The following is a 14658-nucleotide window of genomic DNA, read 5'->3' on the forward strand; positions in this document are numbered from 1 at the left end:
TGGATGAAAGCTGTTTTTATGACAGACCGAGGGAAAATACGACAGCACAACGAAGATAATGGAGGAATTTATACAAACCGCTCAGGCCAGCGTCTTGCCATCGTCGTTGATGGCATGGGCGGCCACCGTGCCGGCGATGTAGCTAGTGAAATGGCATTGTTGAATTTAAAAGAATTTTGGGAACAATCTGATACAATCGTGACTGCCGAACAGGCTGAAGATTGGCTGAAAGAGCATATTAAGAAGATCAACTTAATATTGTTCAATCATTCGAAAAGCCATACTGAATGTGAAGGTATGGGAACAACGATTGTTGCTGCAATTAGTACGGACAAATTTTCAACAATCGCCAATATTGGCGACAGCCGCTGCTATATTTTAAACGAAAGCGGGTTTAAGCAGTTAACGGAAGACCATTCTCTTGTTAATGAATTGCTTCGTTCCGGGCAAATATCAAAAGAAGATGCCGAACATCATCCAAGGAAAAACGTTCTCTTACGAGCACTTGGAACCGAGGAATCCGTTGAAATGGATATTAGAACAATCATCTTTGAAGAAGGAGATATCCTGCTCCTTTGTTCTGACGGTCTTTCCAATAAGGTAAGCCAGACAGAAATGGAAGGAGTATTAAAGAGCGAACGGAGCCTGGAAGATAAAGCCTCTGAATTAATTAAGCTCGCCAATGATTACGGCGGTGAAGATAATATCACCCTTGTCATTGTAGAGTTCTCGGACGGCAGTGAGCGGGTGAATCAATGATGATCGGAAAAAGAATAAGCGGCCGCTATAAGATTTTGAAAATGATCGGCGGAGGCGGAATGGCTAACGTTTATTTAGCCCATGATATGATTCTTGACCGGGATGTTGCCGTGAAAATGCTCCGCCTTGATTTTGCCAATGATGAAGAATTTATCCGGCGTTTTCATCGGGAAGCGCAATCCGCAACAAGTCTGGCTCACCCGAATATTGTCAGCATTTATGATGTGGGTGAAGAGAACGATCTTTATTATATTGTCATGGAATATGTCGACGGTCAAACGTTAAAGCAATACATACATCAAAATTCGCCCATTCCGACAGAGACTGCACTTGAAATCATGCAGCAGCTGACATCTGCAATCTCACATGCCCACCAAAATGATATCATCCATCGTGACATTAAACCGCACAATATTTTACTTGATAGAAATGGGAATGTTAAAATTACTGATTTTGGGATCGCGATGGCTTTGAGTGCGACAAGCATCACTCAGACAAATTCAGTGCTTGGCTCCGTTCATTACCTCTCTCCTGAACAGGCAAGAGGAGGTATGGCAAATAAAAAATCAGACATCTATTCTCTTGGAATTGTAATGTTTGAAATGCTTACCGGCAGACTTCCTTTTTCGGGCGAGTCGGCCGTATCGATCGCATTGAAACACTTGCAGTCGGAAACACCTTCTTTAAAAAGATGGAATCCATCTATTCCACAAAGTGTTGAAAATATTGTTTTAAGAGCAACAGCAAAAGATCCTTTTCACCGATATGACAGTGTGGATGAAATGGAAGAGGATATTCGGACCGCTTTGGATCCTGACCGAATGAATGAAGAAAGATTTGTCATTCCAGAAGATGACGAAGCAACGAAAGCCATTCCCGTTATTACAAATGACCGGACTTTTGCTAATCTAGATGAAACTATCATACGGGGGAAAGATCAAAATTCTGCGGAAGAACAACCTCTTAATGGAACAAACGATGGAATAAAAGCTAAGAAGAAATGGCCATGGATATTAGTTTCTATCTTTACTTTGTTAGTTGTATCAGGAGTATTAACTGTTACTGTTGTTCCGGATTTACTCGTTCCGGATGAGGTAGAAGTTCCTGATGTGACGGGCATGGATGTGGATGAGGCGAAATCGGAATTGTTAGAGGCTAAGTTTGTCATTGGAGAAACAAAAGAAATAACCTCGGATGAATATGAAGAAGGTCTTGTCGTAAGAACCGATCCGAAAGCCGGAAAAATGGTGAAAGAAGGAACAAAAATTGATATTTATCAAAGTATCGGAAAGAAAAAATTCGAACTGTCTGACTATACAGAGCGCCGCTATGATGATGTAATCCGTCTTCTGGAAAATAAAAGTTTCAAAGATATTTCAAAAAATGAAATATATGATAACAGTGAACCTGGAACAATCCTTGATCAAAATTTTCCTGAAGGAGAAGAAGTTGTTCCTGAAGAGACGAAACTGGTATTTACAGTCAGCAAAGGGCCGGAATTGATTACCTTAAAGGATTTAAGCGAACTGAATAAGAAAGGCGTTCAGAATTATGTTGATTCTGTCGGATTAAAGGCCGATATGACGAAAGAAGAATATCATGATGCCATTCCGATGGGCCTTGTTATTTCTCAAACACCGAAAGCAGGAACTCAATTGGAAAAAGGAGACACGATAACTGTTGTGTTCTCGAAAGGGAAGAAAGAAATTCCTCCTAAAACAGTAACGAAAGAAATTACAATCCCTTATGAGCCTGCTGAAGAAGGGCTTCCTCAAGAAATTCAGATTTATGTTGAAGATATGACCCGCAGCATGACGGAACCTTTTGAAACTTTGTATATTACAGAAACAAAAAAATTGAGTCTTGAATTTACAATAGAGTACGGGAAAAAAGCCGAATACAAAGTAATAAGAGATAATAATGTGCTTATGGATGAAGTCATTCCATATCCTGAAGAGTAAGTACAAGGAGTGATGCTATGCCAGAAGGCAAAATAATCAAAGCTTTAAGTGGTTTTTACTATGTTTTGGGCAATGATGGAATCATCCAGTGCCGTGGAAGAGGGGTTTTCCGGAAAAATAAAATTACCCCGTTAGTCGGCGATAATGTTGTTTATCAAGCTGAGAACGATACTGATGGGTATATTTTGGAGATAAAAGAGAGGAAAAATGAACTTGTTAGGCCACCTATAGCAAATGTAGATCAGGCCATCCTAGTATTTTCTGCTGTCGAACCGGATTTCAGCACTGCACTTCTCGATCGGTTTCTTGTTCTCGTTGAGTACAACCATATTCAGCCGATTATTTGCATTACAAAAATGGATTTAGTCGACGAAGAAAAAGAAGAAAAAATCCATAAATATGCTTTGGAATACCGAAAAGCAGGTTATGACGTATTGTTAATATCATCAAAAAATTCCATTGGAGTCGGCGATTTAATTCCATATTTAGAAGGAAAAATTTCTGTTGTGGCAGGCCAGTCCGGCGTGGGAAAATCTTCTCTGTTAAATGCGCTCAGACCCGAGCTGGAGCTGAAAACGAATCATATTTCTACTCATCTTGGCAGGGGAAAACATACGACAAGGCATGTCGAATTGATTGAAATTGGAAATGGGCTTGTTGCAGATACGCCGGGTTTCAGTTCACTCGAATTTATTGATATTGAACCGGAAGACTTGAATTCCTGCTTCCCTGATTTTGCTGTTTTAAGTGAAGAATGCAAGTTTAGAGGCTGCCTTCATATTTCAGAACCAAAATGCGCAGTTAAGGATGCAGTTGATGAGGGAAAAATACCTGTGTATCGCTACGAGCACTACAAAGAATTTCTTCAAGAAATTAAAGATCGAAAGCCGAGGTACTAGCGATAGGAACAATGCCCATATCTGCTTTAAGAAGTTGGATATTTTCTTTTTACTTATTCAAAGTCAGTCCGGTCGAAGGACTGGCTTTTTTAAAAAGATAAAAAACATGCCACAAAGTCTGATTTTGTGGTATTTTTAGGAAAACTTGAATTGGCACGTAAATCTTAAAAAGTGGCTCATAAAAACTAAAACTGGCTCATAATTTGTCAAAATTGACAAAAAACAGTACATAGAAATTCATATCAATTATAACAAAGGTGATGAAAATGGAGATAAACATTGTGGGCGGAGGGCCTGAAGAACTTTTGCCGGATTTGTCAGAGTTTCAGCAGGAAGACAATGTTTGGGTAGGAGTGGACCGAGGTGTGTACACACTTTTATCTAAAGGCATTACCCCTTATATGGCGTTTGGTGATTTTGATTCTGTAACAGCCGAGGAATTAAAAAAAATCGAAAAACATGTGCGCGTATTGAAAAAATATAAGCCTGAAAAGGATGAAACCGATATGGAATTGGCTTTAAATTGGGCGCTTGGAGAGCAGCCGGAAAAAATCCGGATGTTCGGAGCAACAGGAGGCAGGCTTGATCATTTTTTTGCAAATGTGCAGCTTCTTTTGAAGCCGGCAATAATAAATATTGAATTAAATCTTGAACTAATTGATAAAAAAAATCATATTTATATAAAAACACCGGGCAGTTATGAAATGAAAATAAATAAGGATCGAAAATATATTTCATTCATCCCGATGTCTCCGTTTGTTAAAGGGCTCACTCTTGAAGGCTTTAAATATCCGTTAAAAGATTATCAAATTCCATGGGGATCGACTCTATGTATTAGTAATGAACTTATTAGTGATTATGGTACTTTTTCTTTTAGCGAAGGCATATTAATGGTGATAAGGAGTCAAGATTGAGACATTTGACCATGAGCACTGTCACAATTTTTGAATATGATGAAAAGTGTATGAAATGAAAGGCACATGTGTGAGTTAGTGAGGAGGGACAGTATGAAATTCTATACAATTAAACTGCCGAAATTTTTAGGCGGTCTTGTCCGAGCAATGTTGGGGGCCTTTAAAAAGGGATAATTACGTTATAAATATAGATTGAATCCACTTATTTCAGTTTCCCTGAAAGACAACCTTATAAGGGAATCAATTTCAGCGCCCTTAATCAGGGTGCTATTTTATTTTTCATTTTGAGTCAAAATAGGAAGGACATCCAATCAGGATGTCCTTTATTAGAATATTAAACTCTCTCCACTTTACCGGATTTAAGAGCTCTTGCAGAAACCCAAACACGCTTAGGCTTTCCGTCTACAAGAATTCTGACTTTTTGAAGGTTTGCACCCCATGTACGCTTGCTGGCGTTCATAGCGTGGGAACGCGAATTACCGGAACGAGTCTTTTTACCAGTGATTACACATTTACGCGGCATATCTATTTCCCTCCTAACTTGCAAAGCTGAAACAATTGTTTATGCTTTCATTTGTGATGATTGCCAGAAATGAATCTGGCCCGATTTAGAAAAACACAAATGTCTTGAGTTTTTCTGTTCATTGAAGATACTATAATAATTTATCATACAAACTGTTTGAATGCAATAGTTGTCATGCTAGCTTTCAAGAAAAAATCCTTGACATAGATGATAAATTAATGCTCTATAATAAGACAGGGCAGGTGTGGCTTTTAAAAATATGATCCTTATAGTAAAATGTGTGTAGCCAAGGAGCAAATCCAAAGGGGGAACGTGTCATGTCCATTGAACTAAGAACAAAGTACGGGCAAATTGATATTTCAAACGAAGTAATTGCAACAATTGCAGGCGGTGCGGCAGTTGACTGCTATGGGATTGTCGGAATGGCTTCGAAAAACCAAATTAAAGACGGTCTGACTGAAATTTTGCGAAAAGAAAATTTTACCCGCGGTGTGATCGTTCGCCAGGAAAATGATGAAATACATATTGACATGTATATTATAGTTAGTTATGGAACGAAAATTTCCGAGGTTGCCCACAACGTGCAATCAAAGGTTAAATACACACTAGATAAAACAGTCGGGCTTGCCGTTGACTCGGTAAATATTTACGTTCAAGGTGTTCGTGTAACGAACCCGTAGTGAGGAGGAAAGATTTGTGTCAATTACAGTTTTAGACGGAAAGCGTTTCGCTGAAATGATCATTCAGGGTGCTAATCATTTAGCAGCCAATGCAAAAATAGTGGATGCTTTAAACGTTTTTCCTGTTCCTGACGGTGATACGGGAACAAACATGAATTTGTCCATGACTTCCGGGGCAAAGGAAGTTAAAAATAATGTACAGGACCACATCGGGAAAGTAGGAATAGCGCTCTCAAGAGGTTTGTTAATGGGAGCCCGCGGAAATTCCGGTGTAATCTTATCCCAGCTTTTTCGTGGCTTTGCAAAATATATTGAAAATAAATCTCAAGTAAATGGGAAAGAATTTGCCGCTGCTTTGGAAGCAGGGGTTGAAACTGCGTATAAGGCTGTCATGAAACCGGTGGAAGGAACAATTCTGACCGTTGCGAAAGATGCCGCAAAAAAAGCTGTTCAAGTAGCTAAAAAAGAAAAAGATTTAGTCATAATTATGGAAGAAGTTGTGAAAGAGGCAAAAGCTTCTCTCAACAGAACCCCTGACCTTCTTCCTGTTTTGAAAGAGGTTGGAGTAGTTGATAGCGGCGGACAGGGCCTTGTATTTGTTTATGAAGGCTTTCTTTCGGAACTGAAAGGAGAAAAACATCTTGAATCTGCATCACTTCCAAGCATGGAAGAATTAGTAAGCGCGGAACACCATAAAAGTGCCCAAAGCCACATCAATACAGAGGATATAGAGTTTGGCTACTGTACAGAATTCATGGTTAAGTTTGAACAAGAAAAACTTAAAAAGCATCCTTTTTCGGAAGAAACATTCCGTCAAGACTTAAGTAAATTCGGTGATTCCTTGCTTGTCATCGCCGATGAAGAGCTTGTTAAGGTACATATTCATGCGGAACAGCCCGGCGATGTTTTAACATATGGACAAAGGTACGGAAGCCTTATCAATATAAAAATCGAAAACATGCGAGAGCAGCATTCCAATATTGTCGGTGAAACAAAAACTCCTTTAGTTGCGGAAAAGACGATACAGAAAAATGAAAAGAAGGAATATGGAATTGTCGCTGTTTCAATGGGATCCGGCATCGCTGAACTATTCCGAAGCATCGGAGCCCATGCCGTTATCGAAGGCGGCCAAACAATGAATCCAAGTACAGAGGATATTGTAAAAGCCATTAAAGAGGTTAATGCAAAGAAAGTCATCATTCTTCCAAATAACAAAAATATTATAATGGCCGCTCAGCAAGCTGCTGAAGTCTCCGAGGGGCAAGTAGCAGTAATCCCATCCAAAACAGTGCCTCAGGGAATGTCAGCACTGCTCGCTTTTAATCCGGGGATTGAACTTGAAGAAAATGAGAAGGCCATGACAGAAGCAATGCAACAAGTAAAAACAGGGCAGATCACATTTGCTGTCCGCGATACAAATATAGACGGCTTAACAATTGAGAAAAATGATTTTATGGGAATTGCTGATGGAAAAATTGTCGTTAAAAACAAAGATAAAGTGAATGCAGCACAGGAACTTCTTGACCATATGCTAGATGAAGATGCAGAAATCCTGACCATTTTAAGAGGAGAAGATGCGAAAGAAGAAGAAGTATCCAAGCTTGTTGAATATATTGAAAGTAAGTATGAAGATATTGAAATTGAAGTTCATTACGGCGGACAGCCGCTTTATTCATTCATATTTGCGATTGAATAAGTTGAGGCTGACTCATAAGCACAGGGTCACCCCCCTATACAATATATAGACAAACACTAATAAATCATTCTATATATTGACTTGTAGGAGGGTGTCAGACTCTTATGAGTCAGCCTCGTGTTATGAGAGAAAGGGGAATAGAAACATGAAATATAAAAGTGTTTTTGATATTATCGGCCCTGTCATGATTGGTCCTTCAAGTTCCCATACTGCCGGGGCAGCAAGAATAGGACGGGTGGCCAGAAGCCTTTTTGGCCGTGAACCGAAATGGGCAAAAATATCATTTTATGGTTCGTTTGCCCAAACATATAGAGGCCATGGAACCGATGTTGCGATTGTTGGAGGCCTTCTTGATTTTGATACTTATGACGAACGAATCATAAAATCGCTCGAAATTGCAAAAGAAAAAGGCATTCACATCGAGTTTATTGAAGAAACTGCTGTTCCCGATCATCCGAATACTGCCAGAATTCGAATTGGAGATGATCAAGGCGAATTAGAGCTTGTCGGGATATCAATCGGCGGCGGAAAAATTGAAATTATCGAGTTAAATGGTTTTGAATTAAAACTGTCAGGCCATCATCCGGCAATTCTTGTTGTTCATAATGACCGATTCGGTGCAATAGCGGCAGTATCGAATATTCTTGCAAAACATCAATTGAACATTGGCCATATGGAAGTTTCCCGCAAGGAAAAAGGAAAGATCGCATTAATGACGATTGAGGTTGATCAAAACATTGACCAGTATGTGATCGAAGAAATAGAAAAATTGCCGAACATTATCCAGGTTACAAAAATTGTTGAATAAGGCTGTAACATATTGGTAGCGCTTACAGGATTATATTTTAACGGTACAACAAGGAGGAAGAACAACAATGTTCCGGAATGTAGCTGAATTGGTAGAACTTGCCGTTCGTCAAAATAAAAAAATTTCCGAAATTATGATTGAACAGGAAATGGAAGTCACCGGCCGATCAAGAGAAGAGATCATCGCCCAAATGGAAAAAAACCTTGCCGTCATGGAACAGGCGGTTGAAAAAGGGCTAAAAGGAGTTACATCGCACTCAGGCTTGACCGGAGGAGATGCTGTTTTATTGCAAAAATATATTGAAAAAGGGGAGTTTTTGTCAGGGGAAACCATTTTAGATGCGGTCAGTAAAGCAGTCGCAACAAACGAAGTGAATGCCGCAATGGGGACAATTTGCGCAACCCCGACGGCTGGTTCAGCCGGTGTAGTTCCGGGGACATTATTTGCTGTAAAGAAAAAGTTAAATCCAACAAGAGAACAAATGATTGCATTTCTTTTCACGGCAGGAGCATTTGGGTACGTTGTTGCGAACAATGCCTCCATTTCAGGTGCTGCAGGCGGTTGCCAGGCTGAAGTCGGCTCCGCTGCAGGGATGGCGGCTGCAGCGATCGTCGAAATGGCCGGCGGAACTCCTGAACAATGTGCAGAAGCAATGGCCATAACGTTGAAAAATATGCTAGGATTAGTATGTGACCCGGTGGCCGGATTAGTCGAAGTTCCATGTGTAAAAAGAAATGCTATGGGAGCAGCCAATGCAATGGTTGCTGCTGATATGGCTTTAGCAGGCATTAAAAGCCGAATTCCGTGTGATGAGGTCATTGATGCAATGTTTAAAATTGGCCAATCGATGCCAACGGCACATAAAGAAACAGCACAGGGAGGTTTGGCGGCAACTCCGACAGGTCAGAAGCTTGCGGCGAAGATCTTCGGAATACCGCTTACGAATCGTGAATGATAGATTAAATGAATCTGTAACGGCTATTAAAGGTATCGGTGAAGAAACAGCGCAAATTTTAGCGGAGATGAATATATTTACGGTTAACGATTTATTTGAACACTTTCCATATCGCTATGAGGATTATCGGCTGAAAGATTTAGCAGAAGTGAAGCATGAGGAAAGAGTGACAGTAGAAGGGAAGGTTCATAGCGAGCCTTCTCTTGTCTATTATGGCAGAAAAAAATCGAGGCTGACGATCAGGTTATTAGTTGATCGATACTTAATACAAGTGATTTTTTTTAATCAGCCTTATTTAAAAAATAAGATTGCCATCAATGACACAATCACTGTTACGGGTAAATGGGATCAACATAGGCAAACGATTACGGCGAACAGCATCCAAATTGGCCCATATTCAAAGACGAAAGAATTCGAACCTGTCTATGCGGTGAAAGGAAAACTAACGGTTAAAGGCTTCCGAAGATTTATGAATCTAGCTTTCTCTCAATTTGGTGAATATATTCACGAAACTCTCCCCATTTCTTTATTGAAAAAATATAAACTGTTGAATCGCAGAGATGCTCTTAAGAAGATGCATTTTCCTTTAACGAGTGAAGACGTGAAGCAGGCACGGCGCCGATTTGTTTATGAAGAATTTTTATATTTTCAAATAAAGATGCAGGCCCTCAGGAAGTTTGAAAGGGAAAACTCAAACGGAGTGGCTCAAAAATATGATTTGGAAAAAGTAAAACAATTTATTTCTTCTCTTCCTTTTTCATTAACAACCGCGCAAAAAAGGGTAACGAATGAAATTCTTTCTGACATGAAATCTCCGTTTCGCATGAATCGGCTTCTTCAAGGCGATGTAGGTTCGGGAAAAACAGCCGTGGCAACTATCGCACTGTTTGCAAGCGTTACTGCAGGATTCCAAGGCGCCTTAATGGTTCCGACTGAAATTTTAGCTGAACAGCATGCGGAATCGGTGAAAAGTTTGCTGGAACCGTTCGGGATTCGCTGTGAATTGCTGACAAGTGCGATCAAAGGGAAGCGCCGCCGGGAGATTTTACAGCATTTACAAACAGGAGAAATTGATATAATAATCGGAACGCACGCGCTTATTCAAGATGAAGTGCATTTCCATAAGCTCGGCCTCGTCATTACGGATGAGCAGCATCGTTTCGGAGTTGAACAAAGAAGGATTCTTCGCGAAAAAGGGGAGAATCCGGATGTACTGTTTATGACAGCTACCCCGATCCCGAGAACTTTGGCGATTACAGTCTTCGGCGAGATGGATGTATCCGTTATTAATGAAATGCCCGCAGGGAGAAAAACAATCGAAACGTATTGGGCAAAGCACGAGATGCTTGACCGCATTCTTGCTTTTATGGAAAAAGAGCTTTCAAAAGGGCGGCAGGCATATGTCATTTGTCCGTTAATAGAAGAATCAGACAAGCTTGATGTTCAAAATGCGATTGACGTATACAATCAGTTAGCAGCTTATTTTCATGGCCGGTATAAAGTCGGATTGATGCATGGCAGGCTGCATTCTGAAGAAAAAGAAGCTGTTATGAAAGCGTTCAGTAAAAATGACATTCAAATCCTAGTTTCAACAACAGTTGTTGAAGTGGGCGTCAATGTTCCAAATGCTACAGTCATGGTTATCTATGATGCAGAACGTTTCGGGCTTGCTCAGCTCCACCAGCTTCGCGGTCGGGTAGGAAGAGGCAGCGAACAATCTTATTGTATTTTGCTGGCCGATCCAAAAACGGAAGTAGGAAAAGAAAGAATGCGGATTATGACTGAAACAAATGACGGATTTGTCCTCAGTGAAAAAGATCTTGAACTTCGCGGACCGGGTGATTTTTTTGGCAAGAAACAAAGCGGGCTTCCGGAATTTAAGGTGGCCGACATGGTCCATGATTATAGAGCGCTTGAAACAGCAAGAAATGATGCCGCAAAACTGATTCAGTCGAAAGAGTTTTGGAAATTGCCCGAGTATGCGAGCTTGCGAAACCACCTTTATCAATCAGGTGCTTTATCAGGTGAAAAACTTGATTAATATTGTCAGGAGGAGTAATGTTTGCTTCCTCCTTTTTTTATTGCATCATAAATTATAAAATTATATACTACTATTAGTACCTAGTCTTAATATCTCTCGGACGGTGTAAACAATGAGACGAAGCAAAAAAGAACGGCAGCAATTGTTATCTGAAACAATTAAGGAAAATCCGTTTGTAACAGATGAGGAATTAGCAGAAAAATTTTCTGTAAGCGTCCAGACGATTCGATTGGACCGGCTGGAGCTGTCGATTCCGGAGTTAAGAGAACGAATAAAAAGTGTTGCTGAAAAGCGCTTTGAAAACGAAGTAAGATCCCTTCCGATTGAAGAAGTTATCGGTGAGATTATTGATATAGAATTGGATAAAAGCGCCATTTCCATTTTTGATGTAAAAAAAGAGCATGTGTTCAGCAGGAATAAAATCGCCAGAGGACATCATTTGTTTGCACAAGCCAATTCTCTGGCAGTTGCTGTTATCAATGATGAACTGGCTTTAACAGCTAAAGCGAATATTCAGTTTACGAGATCGGTGAAAGAAAAAGAGCGGGTTATTGCAAAAGCAAAAGTAACAAAAATTGATCAGGAAAGCGGCCGAACATTTGTAGAAGTAAACAGTTTTGTAAATAATGAGCTTGTGTTCAAGGGCCAGTTTGAGATGTTCCGGTCAAAAAATAAAAAAGGATGAGGCTTACATGAAATTGGCAATCGATGCAATGGGAGGCGACCATGCCCCAAAAGAAATCGTATTAGGGGCAATGAAAGCTGTCAATGCATTTCATGATATACATATTACACTTGTCGGTGATGAGCAGAAAATCAGAGAGTATTTAAACGATCATGAAAGTATTGATATACTCCATACAGATGAAGTCATTTTAGGTACTGATGAACCGGTGCGGGCAGTAAGAAGAAAAAAGAATGCTTCCATGGTTGTTGCAGCAAGACAAGTAGCAGAAGGGAATGCGGATGCATGCATTTCAGCAGGCAATACGGGGGCTCTTGTGGCAGCAGGACTTTTTGTTGTTGGACGAATTGATGGAATTGAACGTCCGGCTTTATCGCCTACGTTGCCGACGATCGGCGGTGAAGGATTTTTATTGCTCGATGTCGGTGCAAACGCTGACGCAAGGCCTGAGCACCTTCTTCAATTTGCGATCATGGGTTCCATCTATAGTGAAAAGGTAAGGGGAATTTCCAAACCGAGAGTCGGCCTCCTTAATATTGGGACAGAAGAAAAAAAGGGAAATGAGTTGGCGAAGCAATCATTTGAATTACTGCAAAATGCCGACATTCATTTTATCGGGAACGTAGAAGCGCGCGACTTATTGGAAGGTGCAGCTGATGTTGTCGTGACAGATGGATTTACGGGAAATATGGTATTGAAGTCGATTGAAGGCACTGCATTGTCGGTGTTCAAAATGCTTAAGAGCACCTTAACGGCAACATTAAAAAGCAAGCTGGCTGCTGCAGTCCTTAAGCCTGACTTAGTCCGTCTTAAAAACAAAATGGATTACTCAGAGTATGGCGGCGCCGGTTTATTTGGACTGAAGGCACCTGTAATAAAAGCGCACGGGTCTTCCGATGCGAATGCTATTTTCCACGCCATCCGTCAGGCGAGGGAAATGGTTCAAAAAAATGTAACAGCCACAATAACAGAAACATTAGAAAACAAGCCGTCACAATTCCAAAATGAACATTGAAAGGGGAGTCTTCATGGGTAAAATCGCATTTCTTTTTCCGGGACAAGGTTCGCAGACAGTAGGTATGGGTAAAGCCCTGGCTGAATCAGACAGCTCAATAATGGAGATTTTTGAACGAGCTGACAACACTTTAAACGTTAAGTTATCCAACATTATTTTTGAAGGGCCGCAAGAAGAATTAACTTTAACAACAAACGCCCAACCTGCATTATTAACAACGAGTATTGCCATTCTGCATTATTTCAAAAAATCGGGGATAGAGCCTGAATTTGTTGCAGGGCATAGTCTTGGAGAGTATTCAGCACTTGTTGCTGCCGGGGCTTTTCCGTTTGAAGAAGGCGTCCTGGCTGTCAGAAAAAGAGGAGAATACATGGAGGAAGCAGTTCCGAACGGAGAAGGAACAATGGCGGCAGTACTCGGTCTTGACCGCGATTTACTCTCAGAAATTACGTCGTCGGTCACAGCAGACGGACACACTGTTCAGCTGGCCAACCTGAATTGTCCTGGACAAATTGTAATTTCCGGCTCAAAACAAGGTGTTGAAATAGCTGGTCAAAAAGCAAAAGAAAAAGGCGCGAAAAGGGTTATTCCATTGGAAGTAAGCGGACCGTTCCATTCAGTCTTAATGAAACCTGCAGCAGAAAAATTTCAATCGGTGCTTAATGAAATGAGTATTAAGGATGCAAAGGTTCCTGTCATTTCCAATGTAACGGCTAATCCGATACAAGCTGCTGCAGAAATAAAGGAAAAGCTAATTGAACAACTATATTCCCCTGTTTTATGGGAAGATTCTGTCCGGAAAATGATTGAACTCGGTGTAGACACGTTTATTGAAATCGGTCCCGGAAAAGTATTATCAGGACTTGTAAAAAAAGTCGATCGATCCGTAAAAACATTGGCAGTGTCTGATGAAGACAGTTTTAAAGCTACGATCGAGGCATTGAAGGAGGAAAACCGATGAAATTAGAAGGAAAAGCGGCCCTTGTAACAGGGGCTTCCAGAGGAATAGGCCGTGAAATTGCTCTGGAATTGGCTAGACAAGGTGCAAATGTCGCGGTTAACTATTCAGGAAGTGAAGCAAAAGCGAATGAAGTAGTCGAAGAAATTAAAGCGCTCGGAAGAAATGCGTTTGCTGTTCAATGCAATGTTGCCGACTCAGAATCTGTTTCAAATATGGTGAAAGTGACAATTGAAACCTTTGGAAAGTTGGACATTCTTGTTAATAACGCTGGAATTACAAAAGATAACCTTTTAATGAGAATGAAGGAAGAGGAATGGGATGATGTGATCAACATCAATCTAAAAGGTGTATTCCTTTGTACAAAAGCTGTGACAAGGCAGATGATGAAACAGCGAAGCGGCAGAATTATTAATATTTCTTCCATTGTGGGCGTCAGCGGAAATCCCGGGCAGGCAAACTATGTGGCGGCAAAATCGGGAGTCATCGGATTAACAAAAACAGCTGCAAAAGAATTGGCTTCCAGAGGAATTACGGTTAATGCAGTTGCCCCCGGCTTCATTACGACAGATATGACTGACAAACTCGCAGATGACATAAAAGCTGAAATGCTGAAACAAATTCCTTTAGCAAAACTGGGCGAACCGGGAGATGTTGCAAAAGTAGTTGCATTTCTCGCCTCTGACGACAGCCGTTACATGACAGGCCAGACTCTGCACGTTGACGGCGGTATGGTAATGTAATAAAAAAATGATCAAAAATAA

General features: G+C 40.6%; 15 protein-coding genes. 14 read left to right on the forward strand and 1 reads right to left on the reverse strand.

Annotated features, from left to right (window positions below; translation table 11 throughout):
* The first annotated feature begins 3 nt into the window (after positions 1 to 3).
* The 5 genes from C0966_RS03630 (at position 4) to spoVM (ending at position 4707) form a co-directional block, all read left to right on the forward strand.
* Positions 4 to 759: a Stp1/IreP family PP2C-type Ser/Thr phosphatase gene (locus C0966_RS03630; RefSeq protein WP_274853844.1), complete on the forward strand. Its 756-nt coding sequence runs from the start codon at positions 4 to 6 to the stop codon at positions 757 to 759.
* The gene (gene pknB / locus C0966_RS03635) at positions 756 to 2720 is read left to right on the forward strand and encodes a Stk1 family PASTA domain-containing Ser/Thr kinase (RefSeq protein WP_274853845.1); all 1965 of its coding nucleotides are present in this window, start codon (positions 756 to 758) and stop codon (positions 2718 to 2720) included. Before C0966_RS03630 ends, pknB begins: the two co-directional genes overlap by 4 nt.
* Positions 2721 to 2737: 17 nt before the next feature.
* A complete protein-coding gene (rsgA, locus tag C0966_RS03640) occupies positions 2738 to 3619 on the forward strand; it encodes a ribosome small subunit-dependent GTPase A (RefSeq protein WP_274853846.1) in 882 nt (293 codons plus the stop codon).
* A 266-nt stretch (positions 3620 to 3885) separates the two neighbouring features.
* The gene (locus C0966_RS03645; RefSeq protein ID WP_425535913.1) at positions 3886 to 4533 is read left to right on the forward strand and encodes a thiamine diphosphokinase; all 648 of its coding nucleotides are present in this window, start codon (positions 3886 to 3888) and stop codon (positions 4531 to 4533) included.
* A 93-nt stretch (positions 4534 to 4626) separates the two neighbouring features.
* Complete coding sequence (gene spoVM, locus C0966_RS03650) at positions 4627 to 4707, forward strand: stage V sporulation protein SpoVM (RefSeq protein WP_003348972.1); 81 nt, start codon at positions 4627 to 4629, stop codon at positions 4705 to 4707.
* Between the two features lie 160 nt (positions 4708 to 4867).
* Here spoVM and rpmB read toward each other — a convergent pair whose 3' ends face one another.
* Positions 4868 to 5056: a 50S ribosomal protein L28 gene (gene rpmB, locus C0966_RS03655; RefSeq protein WP_003350245.1), complete on the reverse strand. Its 189-nt coding sequence runs from the start codon at positions 5054 to 5056 to the stop codon at positions 4868 to 4870.
* Positions 5057 to 5373: 317 nt separating this feature from the next.
* Here rpmB and C0966_RS03660 point away from each other — a divergent pair, with 317 nt between their 5' ends.
* From C0966_RS03660 to fabG, 9 genes are all read left to right on the forward strand, one after another.
* Positions 5374 to 5736, forward strand: a complete 363-nt coding sequence (locus tag C0966_RS03660) for an Asp23/Gls24 family envelope stress response protein (RefSeq protein ID WP_274853848.1) — start codon at positions 5374 to 5376, stop codon at positions 5734 to 5736.
* A 16-nt stretch (positions 5737 to 5752) separates the two neighbouring features.
* A complete protein-coding gene (locus C0966_RS03665; protein WP_274853849.1) occupies positions 5753 to 7432 on the forward strand; it encodes a DAK2 domain-containing protein in 1680 nt (559 codons plus the stop codon).
* A 145-nt stretch (positions 7433 to 7577) separates the two neighbouring features.
* On the forward strand, positions 7578 to 8240 hold the full coding sequence (sdaAB, locus tag C0966_RS03670; protein WP_274853850.1) for an L-serine ammonia-lyase, iron-sulfur-dependent subunit beta: 663 nt from the start codon (positions 7578 to 7580) through the stop codon (positions 8238 to 8240).
* A 67-nt stretch (positions 8241 to 8307) separates the two neighbouring features.
* On the forward strand, positions 8308 to 9195 hold the full coding sequence (sdaAA, locus tag C0966_RS03675; RefSeq protein WP_274853851.1) for an L-serine ammonia-lyase, iron-sulfur-dependent, subunit alpha: 888 nt from the start codon (positions 8308 to 8310) through the stop codon (positions 9193 to 9195).
* Entirely contained in the window at positions 9077 to 11236 is a 2160-nt protein-coding gene (gene recG, locus C0966_RS03680; RefSeq protein WP_274855704.1) for an ATP-dependent DNA helicase RecG, read from the forward strand. The genes sdaAA and recG overlap by 119 nt, the downstream gene beginning before the upstream one ends.
* Before the next feature lie 112 nt (positions 11237 to 11348).
* Positions 11349 to 11921, forward strand: coding sequence for a transcription factor FapR (fapR, locus tag C0966_RS03685; RefSeq protein WP_274853852.1), 573 nt, complete (start codon positions 11349 to 11351; stop codon positions 11919 to 11921).
* A 7-nt stretch (positions 11922 to 11928) separates the two neighbouring features.
* Entirely contained in the window at positions 11929 to 12936 is a 1008-nt protein-coding gene (gene plsX / locus C0966_RS03690; RefSeq protein ID WP_274853854.1) for a phosphate acyltransferase PlsX, read from the forward strand.
* Positions 12937 to 12949: 13 nt separating this feature from the next.
* A complete protein-coding gene (fabD, locus tag C0966_RS03695; protein ID WP_274853856.1) occupies positions 12950 to 13897 on the forward strand; it encodes an ACP S-malonyltransferase in 948 nt (315 codons plus the stop codon).
* The gene (gene fabG, locus C0966_RS03700; RefSeq protein WP_274853859.1) at positions 13894 to 14637 is read left to right on the forward strand and encodes a 3-oxoacyl-[acyl-carrier-protein] reductase; all 744 of its coding nucleotides are present in this window, start codon (positions 13894 to 13896) and stop codon (positions 14635 to 14637) included. The genes fabD and fabG overlap by 4 nt, the downstream gene beginning before the upstream one ends.
* Positions 14638 to 14658 lie beyond the last annotated feature (21 nt).

The organism is Bacillus methanolicus (genome assembly GCF_028888695.1).
Taxonomy (GTDB): Bacteria; Bacillota; Bacilli; order Bacillales; family Cytobacillaceae; genus Bacillus_Z; species Bacillus_Z methanolicus_B.

Coding starts and splice junctions, on each gene's coding strand:
- C0966_RS03630 (WP_274853844.1), top strand. CDS start 4: ATGAAAGCTGTTTTTATGACAGACCGAGGGAAAATACGACAGCACAAC.
- pknB (WP_274853845.1), top strand. CDS start 756: ATGATGATCGGAAAAAGAATAAGCGGCCGCTATAAGATTTTGAAAATG.
- rsgA (WP_274853846.1), top strand. CDS start 2,738: ATGCCAGAAGGCAAAATAATCAAAGCTTTAAGTGGTTTTTACTATGTT.
- C0966_RS03645 (WP_425535913.1), top strand. CDS start 3,886: ATGGAGATAAACATTGTGGGCGGAGGGCCTGAAGAACTTTTGCCGGAT.
- spoVM (WP_003348972.1), top strand. CDS start 4,627: ATGAAATTCTATACAATTAAACTGCCGAAATTTTTAGGCGGTCTTGTC.
- rpmB (WP_003350245.1), bottom strand. CDS start 5,056: ATGCCGCGTAAATGTGTAATCACTGGTAAAAAGACTCGTTCCGGTAAT.
- C0966_RS03660 (WP_274853848.1), top strand. CDS start 5,374: ATGTCCATTGAACTAAGAACAAAGTACGGGCAAATTGATATTTCAAAC.
- sdaAB (WP_274853850.1), top strand. CDS start 7,578: ATGAAATATAAAAGTGTTTTTGATATTATCGGCCCTGTCATGATTGGT.
- sdaAA (WP_274853851.1), top strand. CDS start 8,308: ATGTTCCGGAATGTAGCTGAATTGGTAGAACTTGCCGTTCGTCAAAAT.
- fapR (WP_274853852.1), top strand. CDS start 11,349: ATGAGACGAAGCAAAAAAGAACGGCAGCAATTGTTATCTGAAACAATT.
- plsX (WP_274853854.1), top strand. CDS start 11,929: ATGAAATTGGCAATCGATGCAATGGGAGGCGACCATGCCCCAAAAGAA.
- fabD (WP_274853856.1), top strand. CDS start 12,950: ATGGGTAAAATCGCATTTCTTTTTCCGGGACAAGGTTCGCAGACAGTA.
- fabG (WP_274853859.1), top strand. CDS start 13,894: ATGAAATTAGAAGGAAAAGCGGCCCTTGTAACAGGGGCTTCCAGAGGA.